General features: G+C 63.9%; 25 protein-coding genes. 10 read left to right on the top strand and 15 right to left on the bottom strand.

The genetic code is table 11. The features are described 5' to 3' along the window. Nucleotides 1–7 precede the first annotated feature (7 nt). A complete protein-coding gene (locus tag EAV90_RS08135) occupies nt 8–400 on the top strand; it encodes a cytochrome C oxidase subunit IV family protein (protein ID WP_162500331.1) in 393 nt (130 codons plus the stop codon). A gap of 25 nt (nt 401–425) precedes the next feature. Here the strand turns inward: EAV90_RS08135 and EAV90_RS08130 are convergent, their stop codons facing one another. The 3 genes from EAV90_RS08130 to EAV90_RS08120 all read right to left on the bottom strand — a co-directional run bounded on the left by EAV90_RS08130 (nt 426) and on the right by EAV90_RS08120 (nt 4,140). Further along, nucleotides 426–2,183, bottom strand: a complete 1,758-nt coding sequence (locus EAV90_RS08130; protein WP_129143123.1) for an NAD+ synthase — start codon at nt 2,181–2,183, stop codon at nt 426–428. A 210-nt stretch (nt 2,184–2,393) separates the two neighbouring features. Then, nucleotides 2,394–2,747 carry a diacylglycerol kinase gene (locus EAV90_RS08125; protein ID WP_122403852.1) on the bottom strand — a complete coding sequence of 118 codons (354 nt, stop codon included), beginning with the start codon at nt 2,745–2,747 and terminating at the stop codon, nt 2,394–2,396. A 4-nt stretch (nt 2,748–2,751) separates the two neighbouring features. Continuing rightward, a complete protein-coding gene (locus EAV90_RS08120; RefSeq protein WP_122403853.1) occupies nt 2,752–4,140 on the bottom strand; it encodes a class II 3-deoxy-7-phosphoheptulonate synthase in 1,389 nt (462 codons plus the stop codon). A 180-nt stretch (nt 4,141–4,320) separates the two neighbouring features. Here EAV90_RS08120 and EAV90_RS08115 point away from each other — a divergent pair, with 180 nt between their 5' ends. Further along, entirely contained in the window at nt 4,321–5,217 is an 897-nt protein-coding gene (locus EAV90_RS08115) for an alpha/beta hydrolase family protein (protein ID WP_129143122.1), read from the top strand. 114 nt (nt 5,218–5,331) lie between these two features. Here EAV90_RS08115 and EAV90_RS08110 read toward each other — a convergent pair whose 3' ends face one another. The 6 genes from EAV90_RS08110 to EAV90_RS08085 form a co-directional block, all read right to left on the bottom strand. Further along, a complete protein-coding gene (locus EAV90_RS08110) occupies nt 5,332–5,595 on the bottom strand; it encodes a hypothetical protein (protein WP_129143121.1) in 264 nt (87 codons plus the stop codon). A 203-nt stretch (nt 5,596–5,798) separates the two neighbouring features. Next, entirely contained in the window at nt 5,799–6,383 is a 585-nt protein-coding gene (locus tag EAV90_RS08105) for a TIGR00645 family protein (RefSeq protein WP_129143120.1), read from the bottom strand. A gap of 32 nt (nt 6,384–6,415) precedes the next feature. After that, on the bottom strand, nt 6,416–7,054 hold the full coding sequence (locus tag EAV90_RS08100) for a TerC family protein (RefSeq protein ID WP_129143119.1): 639 nt from the start codon (nt 7,052–7,054) through the stop codon (nt 6,416–6,418). Further along, nucleotides 7,051–7,413, bottom strand: coding sequence for a hypothetical protein (locus EAV90_RS08095; RefSeq protein ID WP_129143118.1), 363 nt, complete (start codon nt 7,411–7,413; stop codon nt 7,051–7,053). The genes EAV90_RS08100 and EAV90_RS08095 overlap by 4 nt, the downstream gene beginning before the upstream one ends. A 2-nt stretch (nt 7,414–7,415) precedes the next feature. Then, complete coding sequence (locus tag EAV90_RS08090) at nt 7,416–7,883, bottom strand: TerB family tellurite resistance protein (RefSeq protein WP_129143117.1); 468 nt, start codon at nt 7,881–7,883, stop codon at nt 7,416–7,418. A gap of 422 nt (nt 7,884–8,305) precedes the next feature. Next, nucleotides 8,306–8,686, bottom strand: a complete 381-nt coding sequence (locus EAV90_RS08085; RefSeq protein ID WP_129143116.1) for a nuclear transport factor 2 family protein — start codon at nt 8,684–8,686, stop codon at nt 8,306–8,308. Nucleotides 8,687–8,881: 195 nt separating this feature from the next. Between EAV90_RS08085 and EAV90_RS08080 the strand changes: the two genes are divergently transcribed. Then, nucleotides 8,882–9,067: a hypothetical protein gene (locus EAV90_RS08080; protein WP_129143115.1), complete on the top strand. Its 186-nt coding sequence runs from the start codon at nt 8,882–8,884 to the stop codon at nt 9,065–9,067. Nucleotides 9,068–9,404: 337 nt separating this feature from the next. Beyond that, nucleotides 9,405–10,544: a hypothetical protein gene (locus EAV90_RS08075; RefSeq protein WP_129143114.1), complete on the top strand. Its 1,140-nt coding sequence runs from the start codon at nt 9,405–9,407 to the stop codon at nt 10,542–10,544. Between the two features lie 161 nt (nt 10,545–10,705). Here EAV90_RS08075 and gor read toward each other — a convergent pair whose 3' ends face one another. Genes gor through rpiA form a run of 3 tightly spaced genes read right to left on the bottom strand, consistent with a single transcriptional unit; the run spans nt 10,706 to nt 13,417 of the window. After that, the gene (gor, locus tag EAV90_RS08070) at nt 10,706–12,094 is read right to left on the bottom strand and encodes a glutathione-disulfide reductase (protein WP_129143113.1); all 1,389 of its coding nucleotides are present in this window, start codon (nt 12,092–12,094) and stop codon (nt 10,706–10,708) included. A 55-nt stretch (nt 12,095–12,149) separates the two neighbouring features. Further along, the gene (locus tag EAV90_RS08065) at nt 12,150–12,701 is read right to left on the bottom strand and encodes a DUF2059 domain-containing protein (RefSeq protein WP_129143112.1); all 552 of its coding nucleotides are present in this window, start codon (nt 12,699–12,701) and stop codon (nt 12,150–12,152) included. An 11-nt stretch (nt 12,702–12,712) separates the two neighbouring features. Further along, on the bottom strand, nt 12,713–13,417 hold the full coding sequence (gene rpiA, locus EAV90_RS08060) for a ribose-5-phosphate isomerase RpiA (protein WP_129143111.1): 705 nt from the start codon (nt 13,415–13,417) through the stop codon (nt 12,713–12,715). 156 nt (nt 13,418–13,573) lie between these two features. Here rpiA and EAV90_RS08055 point away from each other — a divergent pair, with 156 nt between their 5' ends. The 5 genes from EAV90_RS08055 (at nt 13,574) to EAV90_RS08035 (ending at nt 19,549) form a co-directional block, all read left to right on the top strand. Then, nucleotides 13,574–14,272 carry an HAD family hydrolase gene (locus tag EAV90_RS08055; RefSeq protein WP_122403863.1) on the top strand — a complete coding sequence of 233 codons (699 nt, stop codon included), beginning with the start codon at nt 13,574–13,576 and terminating at the stop codon, nt 14,270–14,272. 296 nt (nt 14,273–14,568) lie between these two features. Next, nucleotides 14,569–15,603: a GTP 3',8-cyclase MoaA gene (moaA, locus tag EAV90_RS08050; RefSeq protein WP_129143110.1), complete on the top strand. Its 1,035-nt coding sequence runs from the start codon at nt 14,569–14,571 to the stop codon at nt 15,601–15,603. A gap of 292 nt (nt 15,604–15,895) precedes the next feature. Next, nucleotides 15,896–16,435 carry a TRAP transporter small permease subunit gene (locus tag EAV90_RS08045; RefSeq protein WP_122403865.1) on the top strand — a complete coding sequence of 180 codons (540 nt, stop codon included), beginning with the start codon at nt 15,896–15,898 and terminating at the stop codon, nt 16,433–16,435. After that, nucleotides 16,432–18,033, top strand: a complete 1,602-nt coding sequence (locus EAV90_RS08040; protein WP_129143109.1) for a TRAP transporter large permease — start codon at nt 16,432–16,434, stop codon at nt 18,031–18,033. Before EAV90_RS08045 ends, EAV90_RS08040 begins: the two co-directional genes overlap by 4 nt. 226 nt (nt 18,034–18,259) lie before the next feature. After that, nucleotides 18,260–19,549, top strand: coding sequence for a M20/M25/M40 family metallo-hydrolase (locus EAV90_RS08035; protein ID WP_129143108.1), 1,290 nt, complete (start codon nt 18,260–18,262; stop codon nt 19,547–19,549). Between the two features lie 58 nt (nt 19,550–19,607). On the opposite strand, the gene EAV90_RS08030 is transcribed toward EAV90_RS08035, so the two are convergent. Together EAV90_RS08030 and EAV90_RS08025 are read right to left on the bottom strand one after the other, a co-directional pair. Beyond that, on the bottom strand, nt 19,608–21,059 hold the full coding sequence (locus EAV90_RS08030) for a sensor histidine kinase (RefSeq protein ID WP_129143107.1): 1,452 nt from the start codon (nt 21,057–21,059) through the stop codon (nt 19,608–19,610). Between the two features lies 1 nt (nt 21,060). Further along, on the bottom strand, nt 21,061–21,735 hold the full coding sequence (locus tag EAV90_RS08025) for a response regulator (protein WP_122406733.1): 675 nt from the start codon (nt 21,733–21,735) through the stop codon (nt 21,061–21,063). Nucleotides 21,736–21,937: 202 nt separating this feature from the next. Between EAV90_RS08025 and EAV90_RS08020 the strand changes: the two genes are divergently transcribed. Next, nucleotides 21,938–22,174: a hypothetical protein gene (locus EAV90_RS08020; protein WP_162500332.1), complete on the top strand. Its 237-nt coding sequence runs from the start codon at nt 21,938–21,940 to the stop codon at nt 22,172–22,174. 109 nt (nt 22,175–22,283) lie between these two features. On the opposite strand, the gene EAV90_RS08015 is transcribed toward EAV90_RS08020, so the two are convergent. Continuing rightward, entirely contained in the window at nt 22,284–23,555 is a 1,272-nt protein-coding gene (locus tag EAV90_RS08015) for an NRAMP family divalent metal transporter (RefSeq protein ID WP_129143106.1), read from the bottom strand. Nucleotides 23,556–23,645 lie beyond the last annotated feature (90 nt).

Below are 23,645 nucleotides of genomic sequence, written 5' to 3'. Positions count from 1 at the left end.
TCGGCGCATGACAAACGCGGCGGTACACATGGAAGGACAGCTCCACGCTCCGGCGCATGGCGCAGTCGCAACGGCAGCCGTTCACGCCAAGGGTCAACAGCACCCGATCAAGCTCTACCTCGTGGTCTGGGGCTGGCTGTTCGTCCTCAGCACGTGCTCCTACCTCGTCGACTACTTTGGCCTGCACGGCTATCTGAGGTGGTCGCTGATCCTGTTGTTCATGGTGTTGAAGGCCGGCCTGATCGTCGCCGTCTTCATGCACATGGCCTGGGAGCGGCTGGCCTTGGCCTATGCCATCCTGTTGCCGCCGATCGCGGTATTGGTATTTGTGTCGATCATGGTGCTCGAATCCGAATACACGCACTTCCTGAGGGTGCTGTTTTTCGCAGCCCCGTCATAGGGCCCACCGTCGCTCAAGCTGGAGTTCAGCCCTCGAAGGCGTCGATCGAAGCCTTGCTGCCACGCGAGACCAGCGTCTCGTCCGGCGCCGGCAGCGGCTCGCCCTTGTCGCGGAAGCGGTTGGTGATGGGATAGCGCCGGTCGCGACCAAAGTTCCTCGCCGTCACCTTCACCCCGGGCGCGGCCTGGCGGCGCTTGTATTCGGCAACGTTGAGGAGATGGTCGATGCGGGTGACCGTCTCGCGGTCGAACCCGGCGGCGATGATCTGGTCGAGCGGCTCCTCGCGTTCGACCAGGCGTTCGAGGATCGCATCGAGGACCTCGTAAGGGGGCAATGAATCCTGATCGGTCTGGTTCTCGCGCAGCTCCGCGGTCGGCGGACGCGTGATGATGTCTGGGGGGATGACCTCGCCGGCAGGACCGAGCGCGCCATCCGGCTTCCAGAGGTTACGCAGCGCCGCCAGCCGAAACACCTGCGTCTTGTAGATGTCCTTGATGGGGTTGAAGCCGCCATTCATGTCGCCATAGAGCGTGGCGTAGCCGACCGACATCTCCGACTTGTTGCCCGTCGTCACCACCATCAGGCCGGTCTTGTTGGAGATCGCCATCAGAAGCGTGCCGCGGGTGCGGGCCTGGAGGTTTTCCTCGGTGATATCAGGCGGCAGGTTCTTGAAGATGCCGGACAGGATGGTCTCGAACCCGTTCACGGCTTCCGCGATCGGCAAGACTTCGTAGCGAATGCCGAGATGGCCGGCGAGCTCGCCGGCATCGGTAATCGAGTGTGCTGCCGTATAGCGGTAAGGCAGCATCACGCCGTGCACCTGGTCGGCGCCGAGCGCATCGACCGCGATCGCCGCGCAGAGCGCGGAATCGATGCCGCCGGAAATACCGAGCAGCACGCCGGGAAAGCCGTTCTTGCCGACATAGTCGCGCAGGCCCAGCACGCAGGCGGCGTAATCGGCCTTGTCGCCCTCGGGCAGTTCGGCAATCGGTCCGGTGCAGCGCCAGTCGTCGCCGTTTCTGGTGAAGCGCAGCGTGACGATGCTCTCTTCGAAGGCCGGCAACTGCGCCGCAAGCGAGAGATCGCCGTTGAGGGCGAAGGATGCGCCGTCGAACACAAGCTCGTCCTGGCCGCAAACCTGGTTGAGATAGAGCAGCGGCAACCCGCTCTCGGTCACGCGCGCCACCGCGACCGAGAGGCGCACGTCGTTCTTGTCCCGGGCATAAGGCGAGCCGTTCGGCACCAGGATGATCTCGGCGCCGGTCTCCGCCAGCGTCTCGACCACGTTCTCGTAGTCCTCGGATTCCTCCAGCCAGATGTCCTCGCAGATCGGCACGCCGACGCGAACGCCGCGCACGGTGAGGGGACCGGCAGTAGGGCCGCGCGAAAACAGCCGCTTCTCGTCGAACACGCCATAGTTCGGCAGATTGCACTTGAACCGCAGTGCGGCGATGCGGCCCCCGTCGAGCAGCGCGCAGGCATTGTAGAGCCTGCCCTCCTCGACCCAGGGCGTGCCGACCAGCATCGCCGGACCTCCGTCGGCGGTCTCGCGCGCGAGCGTCTCGATGACGGCGCGGCAGGCGGACTGGAACGCCGGCTTCCGTACCAGGTCCTCCGGCGGATAGCCGGCGATGAACAATTCCGGAAACAGCACGAGATCGGCGCCGTCAGCGGCAGCTCGCGCACGCGCCGCGCGGACCTTGCCCGCATTGCCCTCCACGTCGCCCACCGTCGGATTGAGCTGGGCGAGCGTGACCGCGAATGTGTTGAGACGTTCGGTCATGGCGCTCTCGCTGTCACCTCTCCCGAAGGGAGAGGTCGGATTGCATCGAAGATGCAATCCGGGTGAGGGATTACGGTCTCTCGTGGGACCCACGCCCCCTCACCCGCGTTGCGCTCGACGATGCACATCGCGAGACGCAAATCGACCTCTCCGCGTTGGGGAGAGGTGAAGGAGCCTCGGGCACCGACGCTCAATCGATATCTCCGCGTCTTACAGGAACCCCAACCGCTCGACGACGGCAAAGATCCAGAACGCGCCGGCCATCAGCAGCGCGACACCGACGGCCGCCGAGCCCATGTCCTTGACCCGCCCGATCTGCTTGTCGTGATCCATCGTCAACCGGTCGGCGAGCTTTTCGATCGCCGTGTTGAGCAGCTCGACCACGAGGACGAAGGCGACGGCACAGACCAGCTCGACCGCGCGCATCGCGGTCGCGCCGATGAACCAGGCGAGCGGCACCGACAGCAGCAGCGCAAAGATCTCCTCGCGGACGGCCTGCTCCGATTGGAACGCAAAGGCCAGACCGTTGCGGGAATTGATCGTGGCCTTCCAAATCCGCAGCAAGGTCTTAGAGCCCCGCTGCGGCCGGAATCGGCTGCGCCTTGCCGGCGCGCTCCTGTTTGAGGAGCTCGGCGACCAGGAAAGCCATATCGATGGATTGCTCGGCATTGAGGCGGGGATCGCAGACCGTGTGGTAGCGGTCGTTGAGATCCTCGTCCGTGATCGCGCGGGCGCCGCCGAGGCATTCGGTGACGTCCTTGCCGGTCATCTCCAGATGCACGCCGCCGGCGTGGGTGCCTTCGGCGGCGTGGATCGCGAAGAACGACTTGACCTCGGACAGGATGCGGTCGAACGGCCGCGTCTTGTAGCCCGACGTCGAGGTGATGGTGTTGCCGTGCATGGGATCGCACGACCAGACCACCACCCGGCCCTCGCGCTTCACGGCGCGGACCATGTTCGGCAGATGCTCGCCGATCTTGTCGGAGCCGAAACGGCCGATCAGCGTCAGCCGGCCCGGTTCGTTGTCGGGGTTGAGCACGTCGATCAGCTTCAAGAGCTCGTCCGGCTTGAGCGACGGGCCGCATTTGAGCCCGATCGGGTTCTTGATGCCGCGGAAATATTCGACGTGGCCATGATCAAGCTGGCGGGTGCGGTCGCCGATCCAGATCATGTGGCCCGAGGTCGCGTACCAGTCGCCGGTGGTGGAATCGACGCGGGTCAGGGCCTGCTCGTAACCGAGCAGCAGTGCCTCGTGGCTGGTGTAGAAATCGGTGGCGCGCAGCTCGGGATGGCTCTCGAGATCGAGGCCGCAGGCGCGCATGAAATTGAGCGCGTCCGAGATGCGGTCGGCCAATTCCTTGTAGCGGCGGGACTGCGGACTATCCTTCAAGAAGCCGAGCATCCATTGATGCACGCTGCCGAGATTGGCGAAGCCGCCGGTGGCGAAAGCGCGGAGCAGGTTCAGCGTCGCCGCCGACTGGCGATAGGCCATCAGCTGGCGCTGCGGATCCGGCACGCGCGCTTCCTTCGTGAAGGCGATGTCGTTCACGATGTCGCCGCGATAGCTCGGCAGTTCGACGCCACCCACCTTCTCGGTCGGCGAGGACCGCGGCTTGGCAAACTGGCCGGCGATGCGGCCGACCTTCACCACGGGGACAGCGCCGGCATAGGTCAGCACCACCGCCATCTGCAGCAGCACGCGGAAGAAGTCGCGGATGTTGTTGGCGCCGTGCTCGGCGAAGCTCTCGGCGCAGTCGCCGCCCTGGAGCAGGAAGGCGTCGCCGGCCGCAACGCGGCCCAGCGCCTTCTTCAGATTGCGCGCCTCGCCCGCGAACACCAGCGGCGGAAAGGTCGCAAGCTGCGCCTCGACGTCGGCCAATGCCTTGGCGTCGGGATAATCGGGCACCTGTAGAACCGGCTTGCTGCGCCAGGACTCGGGCGTCCACCGCTCGGACATCGCAATCTCTCCGTGAAGCAAAAAGTACAACCTGATCTAGGGGTTGCGAGGGTCGCCTTATACACAGGCTGGCTCCCGGCCGCCAGTTGTAAATCCATTTCGCACCGCAACCCTTGCGGCGAAAGCCAAATTCGCATTTGCTGGGGATGGCTAAGAAAACTGGCAGGACAGCTTCTGCCCATGGGCGCGGCACTGGACGACGTTTTCATCGACGAAATCAGCTTTCCGGCAACCGACGGCTATGCGCTGACCGGCACCCTGTTCCTGCCGCGCGGCGTCAAGCGCCACGCCGTCCTGATCAATTCAGCGACCGCCGTGCCACGCAAGATTTATCGGGGATTTGCCTCCTACCTCGCCCATCGGGGCTGCGCGGTGCTGACCTACGACTATCGCGGCATCGGCGACTCCCGGCCGCCGGCGATGGTCGGCTACAACAAGCCGAAATCGCTGGCCGGCTTCAAGGCCTCGATGTCCGACTGGGCCGCGCTCGACGTCACTGCCGCGGTCAGCTGGATGCGCGAGCGCTATAGCGCCCTGCCGCTTGCCTATGTTGGCCATTCCTTCGGCGGTCAGGCGCTCGGGCTGATCGCGAACAACAGCGACGTCTCGCGCGCCGCGCTCGTGGCTTCGCAAGCGGCAACTTGGCGGCTGATGACTTCGCCGGAGAAATACCGCGTCTACGCCTTCATGAACTTTGTTGGCGTGCCGCTGGCCCACGCGCTCGGTTACGCGCCGGGCTGGGCCGGTGTTGGCGAGGATTTGCCCAAGGGCGTGTTCCTGCAGTGGGCCGAGTGGGTCTCGAGCCCGCGCTATCTCTTCGATTCAAAACTGCCGGCCCTCGAGAACTTCACCAAGTTCAAGGGCGAGCTGCGCGCGCTATGCTTCTCCGACGATCCCTGGGCCACGCGTCCCGCGGTCGAGCTGCTCGCGAGCGGATTCACCGCAACCAAGCCGGAGGTGCTGACGGTAAAACCGTCCGATATCGGCGCCAAGGCCATCGGCCATTTCGGCTTCTTTCGCCCCGAGCACCGCGACACGCTGTGGCGCGGCCTCACGGAATGGATCCAGGGGGAATGACCCTGGGGCGCCAGCGAGGACCAATTTTGGTTGAATCGATGCCAGCTGCGAGTCCACCTCTCGCGTAGGGAGAGGTGAACCGAGCAAATCGACCGAGCCGCAACTCGTCATTCCTTAACGAATAATCGTCGTCATCGACGAGTAGCGCCTGTTCGGCTTGGCGTCACCCGGCGCAAACTGCGCGAAGGCGTCGCTGACGCGGACTGCCGGCGGCGTGTCGCTCGCAAAACGAAATTCCTTCGGCCCCGGCGCATAGAAGCTGGCACTGTAATAGGCGTCGTCGAAGCGCGTCTCGCCGGTCCCGAACAATGTGTCGCAGACGAACAGGAGCGCGTAGACTCCCACGACCGCTGCGACGATCTCCCTGAAAATTAACATGCTGATGCCCTGCCCTTTTGCGGGCAGGATGCCGATCGGTTCCAAAGCTCTGGTTTAAAGCGCCGTGCTTCTTGTCCTCAGCGTTTGCCGCCGCTGGACCGATTGCCGACAATTTTATCGATCTTGAAAGAGAGCCCGCCCGACCGGACGATCAGGCGGGCTCCAGGATTGGCCCTCGGGAGGTATTCAGGCGGCCGGGTTCATCAGCCGTGGTCGGCCTCCTTGCGATGGCCGCTCTCGCTGAGCCGGTCGACCCAGGCGATGCCGATCGCCGAGATGATGAAGGTCATGTGGATCAGCACCTGCCACATCACGCCGGTCTCGGTGAAATTGCTCCGCGTGGTGCCGAGATTGCCGGCCTCGATGAAGGTCCTGAGCAGCGAGATCGAGGAAATGCCGATGATCGCCATCGCGAGCTTGATCTTGAGCACGCTGGCATTGACGTGGCTGAGCCATTCCGGCTCGTCTGGATGCCCACTCAGGTTCAGGCGGGAGACGAACGTCTCGTAGCCGCCGACGATCACCATCACCAGCAGATTCGAGATCATGACGACGTCAATCAGCCCGAGCACGACCAGCATGATCTGCTGCTCGCTGGCGTCGAACGAGTGCGCGACCAGATGCCAGAGCTCCTTCAAGAACAACAGCACATAGACGGCCTGCGCGACGATGAGGCCGATATAGAGCGGCAATTGCAGCCAGCGCGAGCCGAAGATCAGCTTCGGAAACAGGCCAATCGGCGGCTGCGGCGCGGCCAGCGCCGAAGGTGCTTTGAGTTCAGACGTCATTGATCACTCCGGATTCCAGACAGGCGAGCGTCTCAGAGACTCGCGATGACAGGCGCGAGCTCGAGCGAGCCCCGATAGATCATCTCGAACGCGACGTAAATGATGATGGCGAGACCGACATAGGCGACCCAACGATGCTTCTGGAGCACGCGGCCGAGCAGATCGGCGGCGATGCCCATCATCGCAACCGACAGCAACAGGCCGAAGACGAGAATGTAGGGATGCTCGCGCGCAGCGCCCGCGACTGCGAGCACGTTGTCGAGCGACATCGAGACGTCGGCCGCGACGATCTGCACCGCCGCCTGGCCGAAAGTCTTTCGCTGCATCGGCGCAGCATCCGCGCCGCCGCCATGGCTGAGCACGAGCTGGCTCGAATGTCCGGACTGCTCGCGCAGCTCGCGCCACATCTTCCAGCACACCCAGAGCAACAGCACGCCGCCGGCGAGCAGCAGGCCGATCACTTGCAGGAGCTGGGTCGCGATGCCGGCAAAGACGATGCGCAGCGCAGTCGCAGCGATGATGCCGACGACGATGGCCCGGCGGCGCTGCTCGGCCGGCAGACCCGCCGCGGCAAGACCGATCACGACGGCGTTGTCGCCGGCGAGCACGAGGTCGATCAGGACGACTTGGAACAGCGCGGTCAGCGCCTCGGGAGTGATGAATTCAGTCATGTTTGATCATTCTTCGATGCCGACGGATCAAGCCAATGCGGCTTGCGGCGCTCGATCCAGTCGAAGACCTTTGAACGGGAGGAGCGCAGCGCAGGCACGTCCTCGGCGAGCAGCGCGAGGCCGAGCGGCAGCATCCAGACGCCGAGCACCGGCAGGAAGGAGAGCACGCCGCCGACGACCAGCAGCGTGCCCGAGGGAATCCTGACCCAGCGGCTGGACGGCTTGAGCAGATAGGTGAATGTGTCGCCTATGCGCGGTGGCAGGCGGCGGACGAGCTTGGCCAGGCGCGGGTCTCCGCCGGCGATCTGGCCGGTAGTGCCCTCGGTTTCCGTGGTGCGCTCGTCCGAAACCGTGCTCATGCTTACTCCTTCAGGGCGGCCTGCAGCTCGGCGCCCGCTCCCCGCGGCGTGACCGGCTTGGCGCGCGGCAGCACCAGCGTCAGCAAGCGCAACAATTTGATCGCCTGCACTTCGTGGGGATGTACGTCCTCATCTGCGGCAGCAACGCGCTCCGACAGCTCCATCAGATGGGACGAGAGCGGCAGATTCGAAACCGGCCGCAGCGTGTCGATCACGACATTGGCAAAATCCGGTTCTGCGAGCCGTTCGGCGAGTTCATCGAACATCGCACAGAGCCGTTCGTCCGACATGTGCGGCGCCAGCTTGCGATCCCGGATGAAACGAACCACCTCGTCGCGTTCGACCGGCGAGACGCGGCGGTCGGCAACCGCGACCAGCGCGCCTACGATCACCAGCGCGACCGCGGCCTGCTCGTTCAGGCTGAACGGCTCCGCGATCTCGATCGGATGTGAGGTTTTGGCGTCAGACATCGTAGCTCCCTTAACTTGCGAAATGGCCGCACGGAGTTGCGATGGAGACGAATGGTCGGAGGGAACGAAAAGGGGCCCGACAATCGGCCGATCCATCGCATTCGCGCGGGACAGGTCATCCGACATCACGAGGTTTGCCGACATCTGTCGGCGTCCTCGCCAGAGGGGCCCGGATTCTTGTTCGTCCCAGAGATAACGGCAGGTCTGTCGGAATCAAGGCGATACGACTGCGACCAGCCGCCGCATCGGTTCCGTGTTGGAAGCGCTGCGCCCGGGGCAAGAGAGCGTGGTTTTCACGCACACCTGTTTCAACAGCGTCATTGCGAGCGCAGCGAAGCAGTCCAGAATCCCTCCGCGAAAAGACTCTGGATTTGCTTCGCTGCGCTGGCAACGACGCAACATGGCCGACAGGCGTCACTCCTTCAATTCACCCGCTCGACAAGATGTGCACGGGACGGCGACGGATCGAACCGGTCGCCGAAATATTGCGTTTCGTGCGCGACCAATCCGTCGCGGAACTCCATGATGCTGACGACGAAGGACGGCACCCCGTCATAGCTCAGGATGAACTCGCTCACCCAGAGATCGCCGCCGCCGATGATCCGACGGACCGTGAAGCGCTTCCTGTTCGGCTGCACGAAACGGCTCTGCTGGATGTTCCTGCGGCCATGAATGCGCTCGCCCGATTGCGGATAATCGAGCATCGCATCCTCGCAATAGATGTCGTGCTCGGCCTCGAAATCATTTGCGTCCGAGGCGTCCCAATGGCGCTGAAGCGCGGCTCGCGTGGCGTGATCGTCCATCTCGACCTCCGATCTCGACGTCTCCCATCTTAGCACCGGAGCCGCGCAAAACGGCGACATCGCAACCGTGTCACGATGAAGTGCGACGCTCTCGGCGACAAGCGCTTCCGAGGGGCGCAGCGCGCCCTCATAGCGTCCGCGCAAGCTTCGGCAACGAAAATGCCTTTCCTGAACTCGACGATCGCGGAGAAGCGCATGAATCGCATCACATCCTGCAGCGGCGGCGGCCACGCGCTTGTCCCGATGCTGGCGGCCAAAGGCCGCCCGGAGCTGAGCTGCCTCTGGTGCGAAGTGTTCGACGCGTGCGCGTTGGACATGGCCAAGTGGACCGATAGCCCGTTCGGCAAGCCCGAGGGGACCGTCCGTCGATCGTTCGAATGAACCGCGTCGGACGTTGAGCTGTCGGCACTTGCCTGTCGCTGCAACCGGCGCGGCTGCATGCCCTTTGCAGGACATGCCGACAAATTAGACAAGATCAGTCGCTCCACCCACATGCGGTTGGCACGGACAGGCCAGGCATGTTGGCGCCCCCTGTTGCCTAACCTCAGGTGCAATCTCGATTATTTTCGCGCCGCATGGAGCCGGCGAGCCTGCAGCGCTCCGACTGGCCTAAAATTCGCAAGACGGCATCAGGCCAATTCCCTGCCCCGCCACGATAAGGAGCGGCAAGTTACGCGCGCCCAGCTCCGGGATGAACGGCCTCAGATCGGAGAATGCCATGAACGTGCATGCTGCCGGAGATCTCAAATTCACCGGTCTCACCCATCCGAACGGCGCGCGGCTGCGCCTCAACGATCAGGATTTCGTGGCGATCGATCGCGACCGGGATGCGAAATTCGAGGCAACGTACCGGCCGCAGGCGCTGTACAACCGCGCCAATGAAGGCTTTCACGCCAACAACGAGACCTTCCTCCTGCACGAGGTCGCGACCAATCTGCCGATCTACCGGGCCGACACCGGCCCCACTGATTTCCATCTGCATCTGCCGCCGGGCGGCTTTCAGCTCGTGCTGGTCACCTCTGGCGCGTTCACCTTCGACTATGACGGGCGCTTCTACAATGTGGGCCCTGGCGCGGTGATGCTGCAAAGCGCGATCGTGCACCGGCAGCTGTTCTACACCTGGTCGGGCCTGTCGACCGAAGAGAATTTGAAGACGCCGCAGACCGTCGTGCCCGATCCGATCTCGATGGGCTATTCGGGCAAATTCCTCGAAGCCTTCATCACCGATCCCACCACCTTTCCCAACCCGACCATCGTCGGTCCGGACCAGATCAACGAGGCCGAGACACCACGTGTGGCCTGGAGCCATCCGTTGCACAACCGACCGGCCGGTGCCGGCTTCTGGCTGCAGGATCCCCTGGCGCTGGACGCGGTGTTCAAGCCGCTCGCCGGTGGCGCAGTCAAATCGGCGATGCCGGTTTACGTGCGCGACATCGGCATCGAGATTCCCAGCGGTCATCTCGTTACCGGCCACATCATCGCGACAGACCCGCGCGGTCGGTCGCTGCTGCCGAAGAGCACGTCGGTCGCCGCGGACGCGGCCTGTTTCGCCAGGGGAGAGGTCGTGATCTACCGCGTCATTCGCGGCACGGCCGAATTTCAAAAGAAGGCCGGCGAGAGCTTCGAGCTTTCCGCCGGCGACGTTGTGACCGCAGGCAAGGAGTCCATCAGCCTCACGGGTGTCGGCGAAAATACCCAGGTCCTCCGTCTCGGCCTGCTCAAGGGCATGAACGAGCTGCGCAGCTGGACACCGACCCAGCGTGACGAGATCGACGGCCTCGCCGGTCAGATCATCACGCAGAAGGACGTCCGCCCCCTGCGCACTGAAGGCAAGCCGGTCGGGTATCTGTACGGGTAGGCGCGCATCTCGTTGCGGCCATCCTTCGAGCCGCCCGCCTACGGCGGGCTCGCAAGATGAAGTCGTGTTTTGCGGCGAAATCTTAGACCCTCATGGTGAGGAGCCCGCCACAGCGGGCGTCTCGAACCATGCAGGCCGAGCTCGTCCGGCGGACGATAGCCCTACTCCGCCGCCTGACGCACGTGGCGTGCGGTCGGGGTGCGCATCGTGACGAGCTCTTCGGCCGCGGTCGGATGCAGCGCGATCGTCGCGTCGAAATCGGCCTTGGTCGCCTTCATCTTCACCGCGATCGCCACGGCTTGCGTGATCTCGGCGGCAGAGTCGCCGACGATGTGACAGCCGAGCACGCGGTCGGTCGCGCCGTCGACCACGAGCTTCATCAGCACGCGGGCGTCGCGGCCCGACATCGTCGCCTTGATGGGCCGGAAGGTCGTCTTGTAGATGTCGACGTGGCTGTATTGCGCGCGCGCCTCGGTTTCCGTCAGGCCAACCGTGCCGACTTCCGGCTGCGAGAACACCGCGGTCGGGATGTTGGCATGATCGACCCTCACCTCGCGCTTGCCGAACACGGTGTCGGCGAAGGCATGGCCCTCGCGGATCGCGACGGGCGTCAGGTTGAAGCGATGGGTGACGTCGCCGATCGCATAGATGCTGTCGACCGAGCTCCTGGAGAAATGGTCGACCGCGATGCCGCCATTGTTCGGGTTGATGGTGACGCCCGCCTTCTCCAGGCCGAGATTGGCGACGTTGGGATGACGGCCGATGGCGAACATCACCTGGTCCGAGGCGAGGCTCGAACCGTTCGACAGATGGGTGGTGAAGCCCTCGCCCTGGCGCTCGACCTTCGTCACCGTGCAGCCGGTGAGAATCGTGATCCCCTGCTTCTCCATCTCGGCTCGCACGTGCGTGCGAACATCCTCGTCGAAGCCGCGCAGAATGTTGTCGCCGCGATAGATCACGGTGACGTCGGAGCCGAAGCCGGCGAAGATGCCGGCGAATTCCAGCGCGATATAGCCGCCGCCCTGGATCACGATCCGCTTCGGCAGCTTCGCAAGGTGGAACGCCTCGTTGGAGGAGATGACGTGCTCGATGCCGGGAATCGCCGCGCCATGGTTCGGCGCGCCGCCGGTTGCGATCAGGATGTATCTTGCAGTGATCTTCTTGTCGTTCTCGAGCAGGCGGACGGTATGCTTGTCCTCGATCACCGCGCGGCTCTTGACGATCTGCGCGCCCGACTTCTCGACATTGGCGGTGTAGGCCGCCTCCAGCCGCGCGATCTCCTTGTCCTTGTTGGCGATCAGCGTCGGCCAGTCGAAGCTGGCGGACGGAACGGTCCAGCCGAAGCCTGCGGCGTCCTCGAGTTCCTGACGGACATGCGAGCCGATCACGAACAGCTTCTTCGGCACGCAGCCGCGGATCACGCAGGTGCCGCCCATGCGGTACTCTTCGGCGACCATCACGCGGGCACCATGACCGGCCGCAATGCGGGCGGCACGCACACCGCCCGAGCCGCCACCGATGACGAAGAGATCGACGTCGAATTCAGCCATAGTCCACTCCGACCTCTCCTAGAGCATGATCAGGATTCTGATCAGATAGGTACTGTCAGATCTCCTTGCCACGCTTGCGCATTTCGGCGCGGAAGGCGCCCATCACGGTCTCGGAGAAGTTCTGGGCCCAGGAGTTCATGAAGGCCATGCTGAGGCCGATGGCGCGCGGCTCGGCTTCGATCAGCTTCTTGCCCAGCGGCGATTTGTAGAAGGTGACGAGATCCTTCAACTCCTGTTCGGTGAACTCGCTGGCGTAGATCTGCGCCATGCCTTCGCCGATCTCGTTCTGGCGGCCGGCGAGCTGCTGGGCCACGATCGGCGCGACCTCGTTGAGGTCCTTCTGGTAGTTGAGGTTCTGCTGCGTCAGCGCGATCTTGGTCTTCTCGACGAGACCCGGCACGGCGCCCTGATACATCGCCGTGGCGTTCTTGATCTGCAAAATTTCCTTGGCCGCTGCGATCGCCGCCGGCGAGGCTTTCGGCTGGGCCGGCGCGGCGGCCGCCTTGGGCTGGGCCGGCGCCGGCTGCTGCGCGATCGCCGGAACCGCCGAGACGGCCAGGCCAGCAGCAAGGGTCGCGGCCGGCAACAATTTCAAAACGCTCTTCATTCCTAGTCTCCTTAGGGCTTTCGCCGTTCAATCACGCGGATTCCCTCGCCGCCCGCCAGAACGGCCGAGCTGGCCAAGCCGATGAACAATCCATGTTCGACCACGCCGGGGATCGCGCTCAACGCCTTGGCGAGGCTGGCGGGATCCGCAATACGTCCGAGCTGGGCATCGACGATCCAGTGGCCGCCATCGGTGACGAAAACGTGGCCGTCTTTGGCCTTGCGGACCGCCATTTGCCCGGAAACGCCGCAGTCCGCAAATACCTTCTCGATCGCGCGGCGCGTCGCCCCGAGGCCGAACGGGATGACCTCGAGCGGCAGCGGAAACTTGCCGAGCGTCGGCACCCATTTGCTGTCGTCGGCAATCACGATCATGCGATCCGAGGCGGCCGCCACGATCTTCTCGCGCAAGAGCGCGCCGCCGCCGCCCTTGATCAGATTGAGCTCGGAATCGATCTCGTCCGCGCCGTCCACGGTGATGTCGAGATGGTCGATCTCGTCCAGCGTCGTCAGTGGCACACCGCAACGCTGCGCATCGGCCCGCGTCGCCTCGGAGGTCGGCACGCCGACCACCTTGAGCCCGGCGGCGACGCGCTCGCCGAGCAGCTCGACGAAATGCTTGGCCGTCGAGCCGGTGCCGAGCCCGAGCTGCATGCCGTCACGAACCTCCTCGAGGGCGCGCGCAGCAGCCTGCCGCTTCAACTGGTCCATATTCACGTGTGTGCCCGTCTCTGAATCCGGAGGATGCGCCGCCGATCGCGGCCGCTTTCGGCGGCCTATGTAGCCTCGTTTTTCCCGCGGGAACAGGCCTATAAAGCGATCTTATGGGCCCGCCCCTTGCGCGGATGCGACCGGGCCGGTAGCGCTTGGATCATGACCTCCTTCAAAAAGACGCGCCCGCACACCATCGTTTTCGATCTCGACGGCACGCTTGTGGATACGGCGCCCGACCTGATCACCGCGCTGAATTATGTGCTCGACCGCGAAGGCCTGCCGCCCGTGCCGATGGCCTCGGCCCGCAACATGATCGGCGCCGGCGCCCGCAAGCTGATCGAGCGAGGGCTGGAGGCCGAGGGCCGCACCGTCACCCCCGCCGACATGGACCGGATGACGGCGGATTTCATCGCCTATTATGCCGACCATATCGCGGTCGAATCCCGCCCCTTCGATGGGCTCGAGGCCGCGCTCGATCATTTCGCGGCGCAGGGCCATCGCCTCGCGGTCTGCACCAACAAGCTGGAATGGCTGTCCAAGCGTCTGCTGGACCAGCTCGACCTCAGCCGGCGCTTCGCGGCGATCTGCGGCGCCGATACCTTTGGCGTCCAGAAGCCCGATCCGACCATCTTTCGCGAGACGGTGGCTCGGGCCGGCGGGGATGTGAAGGCGAGCATCATGGTCGGCGATGCCGGAACCGACGTCGGGGTCGCCCGGCGGGCCGGGGTTCCCGTGATCGGGGTCAGCTTCGGCTACACCGACGTGCCGATTGCCGAGCTGAAGCCGGACCGGTTGATCCATCACATGCGCGACCTGCCGGCGGCCGCAATCGATCTGATGGCGACTTCCTACAACTAACTGATATTACTGGGTTATTATCTATGCGCCGCGCGCCAATTGCTTGCCCCAAACCTCGGCCCGGGGATGTGGCGGTTCGCCGCAGTAGATGTGGATGGTTCATGCGTCGTGTCATCGCGATTGCGTTAGCGGGGGCGAGCCGCACCCGCAGCCAGCTCGCCCTTCCCCGATCCGAATGCAGGCAAGCGCTGAGTTACATACACCAGCCGATTGTCCTAACCGCGTCCGATGCTTAGATTGCGTCGACCGCACCGCTGAAAAGTGCGCCCGTCGCCGCAAGTGACAAGGCATTTGGTATGAACGGACCTTCCGTGAGCCCCCGCGCCGCGCTATCGAGCGCGATGACCGATCCGTTCGGACGGACCATCACCTACTTGCGCGTTTCCGTCACCGACCGCTGCGACCTGCGCTGCTTCTACTGCATGTCGGAAGACATGACGTTCCTGCCCAAGGCCGACCTGCTGACGCTGGAGGAACTGGACCGGCTCTGCTCGGCCTTCATCGCCAAGGGCGTGAAGAAGCTGCGGCTCACCGGCGGCGAGCCCTTGGTCCGCCGCAACGTGATGACGCTGGTGCGCTCGCTGTCGCGGCATCTTTCGAGCGGCGCCCTGAACGAGCTGACGCTGACCACCAACGGCACCCAGCTTGCGAAGCACGCGCGGGAGCTTGCCGATTGCGGCGTCCGCCGCATCAACGTCTCGCTCGACACGCTCGATCCCAAGATGTTTCGCGAGATCACCCGCTGGGGTGAGATCGACAAGGTGCTGGAGGGCATCGAGGCCGCACGGGCCGCAGGACTTGCCGTGAAGATCAACGCCGTCGCCCTGAAGAACCTCAACGAGGACGAATTGCCCGAGTTGATGCGCTGGGCCCACGGCAAGGGCATGGGCCTGACGCTGATCGAGGTGATGCCGATGGGCGAGATCGGCTCGGGCCGGATCGACCAGTATCTGCCGCTGTCGCTGGTGCGTGCCCGCCTCGCCCAGCAATTCACGCTGACGGATCTGGCCGAGAGCACCGGCGGTCCGGCCCGTTATGTCAGCGTCGCCGAAACCGGCGGCAAGCTCGGCTTCATCACGCCGATGACCCATAATTTCTGCGAATCCTGCAATCGGGTGCGCATCACCTGCACGGGGACGCTGCACACCTGCCTGGGCCACGAGGATGCCTCGGACTTGCGCAAACCTCTGCGTGCATCGAGCGACGATCTACTGCTTGCAGATGCGATCGACCGCGCCATTGGACTAAAGCCCAAGGGCCACGATTTCATCATCGACCGCCGCCATGACCGTCCCAGCGTCTCCAGGCACATGAGCGTCACCGGCGGCTGAGGGATTCGCCAGCCGCCATCTAAGCCGCTGCTGACGCGTCAATTTGTCCATTTTCCGATTGACGGCACGTGAACCCGCTGGTTTGGTGCGACCGCCTTTGCTTGCCCGGCAACATAAGCCGGCCCGCCCGTTGGCGGTCGCGGTCAAGACGGCAAGGCGCGAGGGGAGGACTGACGCTGCAATCGCTTCGGAATGCGATCCGTGTGGTCGTGTGCCTTTTGCACGCGAGCCGAGCGATACGTGCTGAAGCCTCCCGGTGAAGTATTAGGCCGCGACGGAGAGAGAGAGTAAGATGCGTCCATTGCTGGCGCTGAGTAACGCCATTGACGCCCTCAACGAAAAGATTGGGTACGTCTGTAACCTGCTCGTGCTCCTGGCATGCCTGGTTAGCGCGGCCAACGCCATGATCCGCTACGCCTTCAACGACTCGTCAAACGGCTGGCTCGAGCTGCAATGGTACATGTTCGCCATTCTCGTGATGTTCGGCTCGGCCTACACCTTCAAGCGCAATGAACATGTGCGGGTCGAGATCTTTTATCTGGTCCTGTCCGAGCGTGGTCAGCTCTGGCTCGACATGATCGGCACGCTGTTCTTCCTGATTCCCTCGTGCCTCCTGCTCGCCTATCTGTCCTGGCCGTTCTTCATGCAGGCCTACAGCGTCGGCGAGATGTCGGCCAACGCCGGCGGCCTGATCCGCTGGCCGATCAAGTTCGTGATCCCCGCCGGCTTTGTGATGCTGGCGATCCAGGGCGTTTCCGAGGTCATCAAGCGTATCGCGGCTCTCCAAGGCTATGTGACGATCGACGCCAAGTACGAGAGGCCGACCCAATGATTACGCTGGAGATGATGCCGCCCTTGATGTTCGGCGGCCTGGTTCTGGCGATGCTGATCGGCTTCCCCGTGGCATTCACGCTTGCCGCGGTCGGCCTCTCCTTCGGCTTCCTCGCCATCCATCTCGGCTTCTTCGACCTCAACTTCCTTCAGGCCATTCCCGGCCGCGTGTTCGGCAGCGTGCTCTCGAACGAGCTCCTGCTCGCGATCCCGTTCTTCACGTTCATGGGCGCCATATTGGAGAGATGCGGTCTCGCCGAGGACATGCTGGATTCGATGGGCCAGCTGTTCGGCCCGGTCCGCGGCGGCCTCGGATATTCCGTGATCATCGTCGGCTTCATTCTCGGTGCCATCACCGGCACGGTGGCGGCGCAGGTGATCGCCATGGCGCTGATCTCGATGCCGGTGATGATCCGTTACGGCTACAACATGCGCTACATCACCGGCGTGCTGGCGGCCTCCGGCACCATCACTCAGCTGGTGCCGCCCTCGCTGGTGCTGATCGTGCTCGCCGACCAGCTCGGCAAGTCGGTCGGCGACATGTATCTCGGCGCCTGGGGCCCCTCGGTGTTCCAGATCGTTCTGTTCGCCGGCTACACGTTCATTCTCGGCCTGATCAAGCCAGGCCATGTGCCGGCGGTGCCGCTGGAGGCGCGCACGCTGACCGGGTGGGCGCTGTGGAAGAAATGTCTGAAGGGCATCATCCCCTCGGCCGTGCTGATCTTCGTCGTGCTCGGCACCATGATGATGGGTCTCGCGACGCCCACCGAGGCCGGCGCGATGGGCGCCGTCGGCGCGATCGTGCTCGCCGCGATCCACCACAAGGACTTCTCTTCGACCGACAACAAGATTTTGCTCATCGGCGTGATCGCGGCCGGCATCGGCACCATCGTCGCGATCCTGTACAGCGAGAACTTGATCTTCAAGATCGCCTTCGCGGTGACCTATCTGGCGATCGCGTGGATCTGCATTCGTGCCGCGCGCATCCCCGACCTGCGCGACCTGATCACGCAGGGCTACCAGTCCACCATGCGCCTCACCTGCATGGTCACCTTCATCCTGATCGGGTCGACCTGCTTCTCGGTGGTGTTTCTCGGCGTCTCCGGCGGCGTCTGGCTCGAACATCTCCTGACCTCGCTGCCCGGCGGCGTCTGGGGCTTCCTGATCTTCATCAATCTCTTCATCTTCTTCCTGGCGTTCTTCCTCGACTTCTTCGAGATCGCCTTCATCATCCTGCCGATGATCGCGCCGATCGCGCAGAAGATCCTCGCGCCGGTGGTGGGACCGGACGCGGCCCTGATCTGGTTCGGCGTGATGCTCTGCGTCAACATGCAGACCTCGTTCCTGCATCCGCCGTTCGGCTTCGCGCTGTTCTACCTGCGCGGGGTCGCGCCGAAGGAAGTGAAGAGCTCCGACATCTACTGGGGCGCCGTGCCCTGGATCGGCTTGCAACTGATCATGGTGCTGCTGGTGATCGTCTTCCCGTCAGTGGTGACGGGCCTCCTGGACAAGCCGCTCAACGTCGATCTCGACAAGGTCAAGATCGAAGTGCCGCAGATCGAGCTGCCGCCGCTGGATCTCGGCCCGCCGCAGAAGTAGGTGGTTCTACCAGCAAGCGCCGATGCCCTCTTCTCCCCTTGTGGGAGAAGGTGGCCTCTCTCCGCGCATTTGACTCGCAGTCCGACTCGCGTAGGCCCTCACCCAGCCTCGCTATCGCGAAGCCACCCCTTCCCTACAAGGGGAGAGGGTGCAGCACCGCCGCGCGTGACAAGCGCCGCGAACACAGGCATATCGGGCTACTTCTTCAACCGAAGGACCGCCGCGCATGCCCCGATCGCACCCTGTTCCCTCGCTCGTCGCTCCGTTGATCGCCTCGCTGTGGCTGGCATGTGCCGCCACCGTCGCGCATGCCGAGCCGGTCGGCGATGTCCATGCGCTGGCGCAAAAGGAACAGCAGCCGCTGCTCGACACGCTGCGCGATCTCGTCAACATCGAATCCGGCAGCAAGGACATCGAGGGCCTGAACCAGATCGCCGAGCGTGTTGCCGGTCAGCTCAAGCAGCTCGGCGGCACGGTGGAGATCCTGCAACCGACCGACATCTATCGCCTCGACGACACCCCCGAAAAGATCGGGCCGGCCGTGCGCGCCGTGTTCAAGGGCACCGGGGATAAGAAGATCATGCTGATCGCCCACATGGACACGGTGTACCTGAAGGGCATGCTGAAGGACCAGCCGTTCCGCGTCGAGGGCGACAAAGCCTACGGCCTGGGCATTGCCGACGACAAGCAGGGCGTCGCGCTCATTCTGCACACCGTGGCCCTGCTGCAGAAGCTGAACTTCAAGGATTACGGCACGCTCACCGTGCTCACGAACGGCGACGAGGAGATCTCCTCCCCCGGCTGGCGCAGCACCATCACACGCCTCGCCTCGGATCAGGACGTGGTGTTCTCGTTCGAAGGCGGCGGCACCGACGGGACGCTGCGTCTCGCGACCAGCGGCATCGGCTCGGCCTATCTCACCGTGCAGGGGAAGTCGTCACATGCGGGCGCACGGCCCGAGGGCGGCGTGAATGCGCTGTACGAGCTGTCGCACCAGGTGCTGCAGATGAAGGATCTGTCCAAACCCGAGCAGGGCCTGAAGCTGAACTGGACCGTCTCAAAGGCCGGCACCAACCGCAATGTGATCCCCGCCGAGGCCACGGCCCAGGCTGATGCACGCGCGCTCAAGGTGTCCGACTTCGACGAGTTGCAGAAGGTGCTGCAGGACAAGATCAAGAATCGGCTGCTGCCCGACTCCAGGGTCGACGTGAAGTTCGAGGTACGACGCCCGCCACTCGAAGCCAACGAGGCCTCGCGCCGGGTGGCGGCCCATGGCAAGACGGTCTACGGAGAGATCGGGCTATCCCTCAAGGTGGACGAGAAGGCGACCGGAGGCGGCACCGATGCGGCTTTTGCCGCGCTGCAGTCCAAAGGAGCCGTGGTGGAAGGCATGGGCCTGTCGGGCTTCGGCGCGCACTCCAACGATGCCGAATATGTGAAGCTCGACAGCATCGTGCCGCGGCTGTATCTGGCGACGCGCATGATCATGGACTTGTCCACCGGCAAGCTGAAATAGGCACTGCGCTTTCTTCCTTCTCCGTTGTGGGAGAAGGTGGCGCGAACGCAAGAACTCCTCACCCGTCCCGCCGCTGACGCGGCGCGCCACCCTCTCCCACAAGGCGAGCGGGTGTAGCGTCACTGTCGCGCCAGCTCTTCTCAACAGTCTTTAGCGCCTTCGCCAACCTGAACCGCAGCGTGAACTCCGCACCGCCGCCTGCAAGGTTCTCCACCGCAACCGTGGCCGCGTGATCGTCCGCCACTGCGCGCACGATCGAGAGTCCCAGCCCCGCACCGTCGCTGCGCCGGCGGTCGCCGCGCCAGAAGCGCTGGAAGATCAGTTCGCGTTCGGCTTCCGGGATGCCCGGGCCGTGGTCACGTACGCGCACCGAACCGTCTTCGCGCACCTCGACATCGACGGAGGTGTCCTTTGCCGTGAACTTGATGGCGTTTTCCGCAAGGTTGAAGATCGCACGCTGGAGCATCTCGGAATTGCCGTGGATCTCGACCGGTGCGTCCGTGCCCTTCAGCTCGATATCCTTGTGCTGCGCAATCGCGAACGGCGCGATCGAGCCGACCACCTCGGCGCAGACGGCGCGCAAATCCGCGGTCTCGCCGGGATCGAGCACCAATGTGTCGAGTTCGGCGATCTCCAGCAGCTGGGCGACGAGGCGGCTCATGGTTTCGATGTCGGCATGCAGCGCCTGTCGTGCCGCACGGTCGTCGAGCGTCTCGATGCGCGTGCGCAGGATCGCGAGCGGCGTGCGCAACTGATGCGCGGCGTCCGCCGTGAACTGCCGCTGCACGCGAAAGCCGCCCTCGAGGCGATCGAGTGCCTGGTTCACGGCGGTGACCAGCGGCAGGATCTCGCGCGGAATCTGTGCCGTAGGCAAGCGGATGTCGGTCCGCGCCGGGCCGATATTGCTGGCCTCCTCCGAGGCCTTCCACAGCGGCGCAATCGCCCGGCGGAAGATGATGATGTCGGTGGCAAGCAGGACCAGGAGGATCGGGATGGTGATCCAACCGACCCGCCGGAAGAAGTTCGAGACGATGTCGTCGATGATGACGTCGCGGTGCGCGAGATCCTCGGCAACCTGGATGCGCACCGTCTTGCCGTCGATGTCGCGGGTGACGCCGGCGCCGGAAATGGTATCGGACAAGCGCGGCGCCGCCACCGCGGGAGAACGCCGGTGGGAGGAGAACAGCAGCCGGCCTTCGGCGTCGCGAATGTCGTACTGGTAGCGGCCATAGGCGTCTGAATAGAGGCCCTTGAGGCTGTCGGGCAGGTTGAAGGTCAACGTACCGTCCGGCTGCGCGACGATGCGCTCCGCCAGCACCTCGGCCTGGGCGCGCATGGCGTCGCGATGCAGCTGGCTGATCTCGGAATTGAGCAGCCAGAACAGTACCAGCGGCAGGAAGATCGCGACCACCGCGACCGCAACGATGTGGAGGAACACGATGCGCCAGATCAGCGATTTGAAGGTCGGCGACCTGCCATAGGACCCGGCGCCGGATCCGAGCTGGGTCACGCTATTTCTCCTCGGTCATGAGATAGCCGACGCCCCGGATGGTGTGGATCACCACCTTGGCGCCATGTTCCGCCAGCTGCTTGCGCAGTCGCGAGACATAGACCTCGACCGCGTTGGAAGCGACTTCGCCTTCGAGCCCGAAAATGTGGTCCTCGACGTTCTTCTTCGGCACGACCCGCCCCTGCCGGCGCAGCAGGATCTCGAGCACCGAGGTCTCGCGCGCGGAGATGATCCGCGGCTGGTCGTCGACGAAGATCTGGCGGCTCTCGGTGTCGTAGACGAGGTTGGCGAGACTGAGCGAGCGGCCGAGCAGCTGGCCCGGCCGGCGCAGGATCGCCTCCAGCCGCGCCACCAGTTCCTCCATCGCGAACGGTTTTACGAGGTAGTCGTCGGCACCGCTGCGCAAGCCGCTGACGCGGTCCTGCACGCCGCCCCGCGCGGTCAGCACCAGCACCGGCAGCGGCTCCATCTTGAGGCGCAGCTCGCGCAGCACCGACAGGCCGTCGCCGTCGGGCAGGCCAAGGTCGAGAATCATCGCGGCATAGCTGACACTGCTCACCGCCTCGCGTGCCTCGGCCGCGCTGCCGACGATGTCGCTCTCATAGCCGGCCGCCGCCAGCCCGCCGGCAACGAGCCGCGACAGCTCGACATTGTCCTCAACGATCAGAAGGCGCATCAAAGTCCCGCCGGACAGCCCGGTGTCATTGTACGGCCTGCGCCGCATCGGCGCTCTCTTCCAATATTCCGAGCGCTTGGGCCAGTGAAAAAGCAGCCGGTTGACTAGTCAAGATCTTGTCAGCTTCATGTCAGCCGATCAGATGTGTTCCAGTGGTTGACCAGACCAGCAAATTCGGCCCCAGGACGAAAGGATGAGCTTCATGAGCAGACCGTTGAAAACGGAAAGCGAGCTGATTGCAATGGCAAGGGCCGAGTTGAAGGCTCACGCCGACTGTCCCGACACAATGACGATTTCCATCATTCGCGACGGCAGTTCCTGGGAGTTTCGAGCCAGCGCAGATCAGGCCACGTCGGATCGGCCCGGTTATCCGGAATGTGTCGCCATGCTGGTTCAGATCGGCGATCACCTCAGCAAGCAGTACGACCTTAAGGGTTAGATCACCCCCGCGCTTCGAACAGCGCGTAGCGGCTTCAGAACGTGTGTTCGAGCACCATCGTCAGACCGGCTGCGAACCCGATGACGACCAGCAATGAAAGAGTACGACTTTAAAGGAACCATGTTACTACGAGCCCGGCGCTGGCCGAGAACACGGCGGCCGTGGTGATCCAGCCGAGCGCGTTCATCCACGCAGAATTCACCTTGTCCCCCATGATCTTGCGGTTGTTCGTCATAAACATGATCAGCAGCAAGAGCGGCGGGGTCGAAAATCCCTGAACGATCCCCGACCAGACCAGGGCCTGCATCGGATTGAAACCAAGGAAGTTCAGAGCGACAGCAATCGCTGTGAGTCCGGCAATCGCCCAATAGAATCCTGGTGCTTCGCGTGGACGGGCGTGAAGGCTGGCCCTCCAGCCGAGCGCCTGTGCTAGATCGTACGCGGCGCCGGCAGTCATCACCGGTACGGCGAGAAACCCGACGCCTATGATGCCAGCGGTAAACAGCACGCTTGCGCCCGCACCAGCAAGAGGGCGCAACGCCTCCGCCGCTTGCGCAGCGGTTTCTATGTTGGTCTGGCCGTGGTCGTGGAGCGTGACTCCTGTGGACATGATGATGAAATACATGACGGCATTGGAAAACAGCATGCCGATGAGCACGTCGCGGCGGCTGCGGGAGAGCTCGGTACTGGATGCTCCGATGCGCTGAGAAAGTCTGATCTTCCCTTCCTCAATCTTCTCTTCGACCTGCTGGTTGGATTCCCAAGTGTAGATATAGGCCGACAACGAAGTCCCGATGATCGCGACGACGATGGACAGAAAGTGCCGGTCTAACCGCACCGTGGGGATGAATGTGCCAATCAAGACCTCTGCAGGATCTGGCTGAGCGAGCAGAGCGGCGGCCGCGTAGGCGAGCAGCGCCAGGGCGAGCCAGCGGAAGATCGCCCGTATGGTTGCGTAAGATCCCCATAATTGAAGTGCCAGCAGTACGACGGCGACTGCAACCACGATCCATGGAACGGGGAGCGGAATGAAAATGCCGAGCGCGGCGGCCATGCCGCCGAGATCGGCGGCCGCTTCGATCGTGTTGCCGATCATCACGCCCACCAGCACAGCCCAGAGCAGCCAGCGCGGATAGAAGTCTCGGATGACGTGGAAGAGCCCTCGTCCCGAAACTTGCCCCAACTTCGAGGACAGGTAGACGACCGTGAACATCATCGGCAGGACGACAGGCGCCAACCAGAGGATTTGTGTTCCGAATTGCGCCCCGGCGCTGGCATAGGTGCCGATTGCGGAAGGATCGTCGTCGGCCGCCCCGGTGATGACGCCCACCCCTATCGACCTTGCGAGCCCTCGTTCCTTCTGGTCGTCCTTGTCGGCCATGTAATCCGCGGCACTCCTTGCCCTTTGACGTCGACAAGTGCCGGCGGCTGATCGTAGTTCCTATGCGATGACGTGGTCCGCGGCGGCCTT

Origin of the sequence: Bradyrhizobium vignae, assembly GCF_004114425.1 — a bacterium.
Taxonomy (GTDB): Bacteria; Pseudomonadota; Alphaproteobacteria; order Rhizobiales; family Xanthobacteraceae; genus Bradyrhizobium; species Bradyrhizobium vignae.
This window is presented reverse-complemented; position numbering and strand designations above follow the sequence as displayed.

Excerpts from the sequence above, each read along its gene's own strand:
- EAV90_RS08045 (WP_122403865.1), top strand. The coding sequence starts at position 15,896 with ATGCGTCCATTGCTGGCGCTGAGTAACGCCATTGACGCCCTCAACGAA.
- EAV90_RS08110 (WP_129143121.1), bottom strand. The coding sequence starts at position 5,595 with ATGTTAATTTTCAGGGAGATCGTCGCAGCGGTCGTGGGAGTCTACGCG.
- EAV90_RS08105 (WP_129143120.1), bottom strand. The coding sequence starts at position 6,383 with ATGACGTCTGAACTCAAAGCACCTTCGGCGCTGGCCGCGCCGCAGCCG.
- EAV90_RS08130 (WP_129143123.1), bottom strand. The coding sequence starts at position 2,183 with ATGACCGAACGTCTCAACACATTCGCGGTCACGCTCGCCCAGCTCAAT.
- EAV90_RS08120 (WP_122403853.1), bottom strand. The coding sequence starts at position 4,140 with ATGTCCGAGCGGTGGACGCCCGAGTCCTGGCGCAGCAAGCCGGTTCTA.
- EAV90_RS08035 (WP_129143108.1), top strand. The coding sequence starts at position 18,260 with ATGCCCCGATCGCACCCTGTTCCCTCGCTCGTCGCTCCGTTGATCGCC.
- EAV90_RS08065 (WP_129143112.1), bottom strand. The coding sequence starts at position 12,701 with ATGAAGAGCGTTTTGAAATTGTTGCCGGCCGCGACCCTTGCTGCTGGC.
- moaA (WP_129143110.1), top strand. The coding sequence starts at position 14,569 with ATGAACGGACCTTCCGTGAGCCCCCGCGCCGCGCTATCGAGCGCGATG.
- EAV90_RS08090 (WP_129143117.1), bottom strand. The coding sequence starts at position 7,883 with ATGTCTGACGCCAAAACCTCACATCCGATCGAGATCGCGGAGCCGTTC.
- gor (WP_129143113.1), bottom strand. The coding sequence starts at position 12,094 with ATGGCTGAATTCGACGTCGATCTCTTCGTCATCGGTGGCGGCTCGGGC.
- EAV90_RS08115 (WP_129143122.1), top strand. The coding sequence starts at position 4,321 with ATGGGCGCGGCACTGGACGACGTTTTCATCGACGAAATCAGCTTTCCG.
- EAV90_RS08040 (WP_129143109.1), top strand. The coding sequence starts at position 16,432 with ATGATTACGCTGGAGATGATGCCGCCCTTGATGTTCGGCGGCCTGGTT.
- EAV90_RS08075 (WP_129143114.1), top strand. The coding sequence starts at position 9,405 with ATGAACGTGCATGCTGCCGGAGATCTCAAATTCACCGGTCTCACCCAT.
- EAV90_RS08020 (WP_162500332.1), top strand. The coding sequence starts at position 21,938 with ATGAGCAGACCGTTGAAAACGGAAAGCGAGCTGATTGCAATGGCAAGG.
- EAV90_RS08015 (WP_129143106.1), bottom strand. The coding sequence starts at position 23,555 with ATGGCCGACAAGGACGACCAGAAGGAACGAGGGCTCGCAAGGTCGATA.
- EAV90_RS08100 (WP_129143119.1), bottom strand. The coding sequence starts at position 7,054 with ATGACTGAATTCATCACTCCCGAGGCGCTGACCGCGCTGTTCCAAGTC.
- EAV90_RS08095 (WP_129143118.1), bottom strand. The coding sequence starts at position 7,413 with ATGAGCACGGTTTCGGACGAGCGCACCACGGAAACCGAGGGCACTACC.
- EAV90_RS08055 (WP_122403863.1), top strand. The coding sequence starts at position 13,574 with ATGACCTCCTTCAAAAAGACGCGCCCGCACACCATCGTTTTCGATCTC.
- EAV90_RS08085 (WP_129143116.1), bottom strand. The coding sequence starts at position 8,686 with ATGGACGATCACGCCACGCGAGCCGCGCTTCAGCGCCATTGGGACGCC.
- EAV90_RS08025 (WP_122406733.1), bottom strand. The coding sequence starts at position 21,735 with ATGCGCCTTCTGATCGTTGAGGACAATGTCGAGCTGTCGCGGCTCGTT.
- EAV90_RS08135 (WP_162500331.1), top strand. The coding sequence starts at position 8 with ATGACAAACGCGGCGGTACACATGGAAGGACAGCTCCACGCTCCGGCG.
- EAV90_RS08080 (WP_129143115.1), top strand. The coding sequence starts at position 8,882 with ATGAATCGCATCACATCCTGCAGCGGCGGCGGCCACGCGCTTGTCCCG.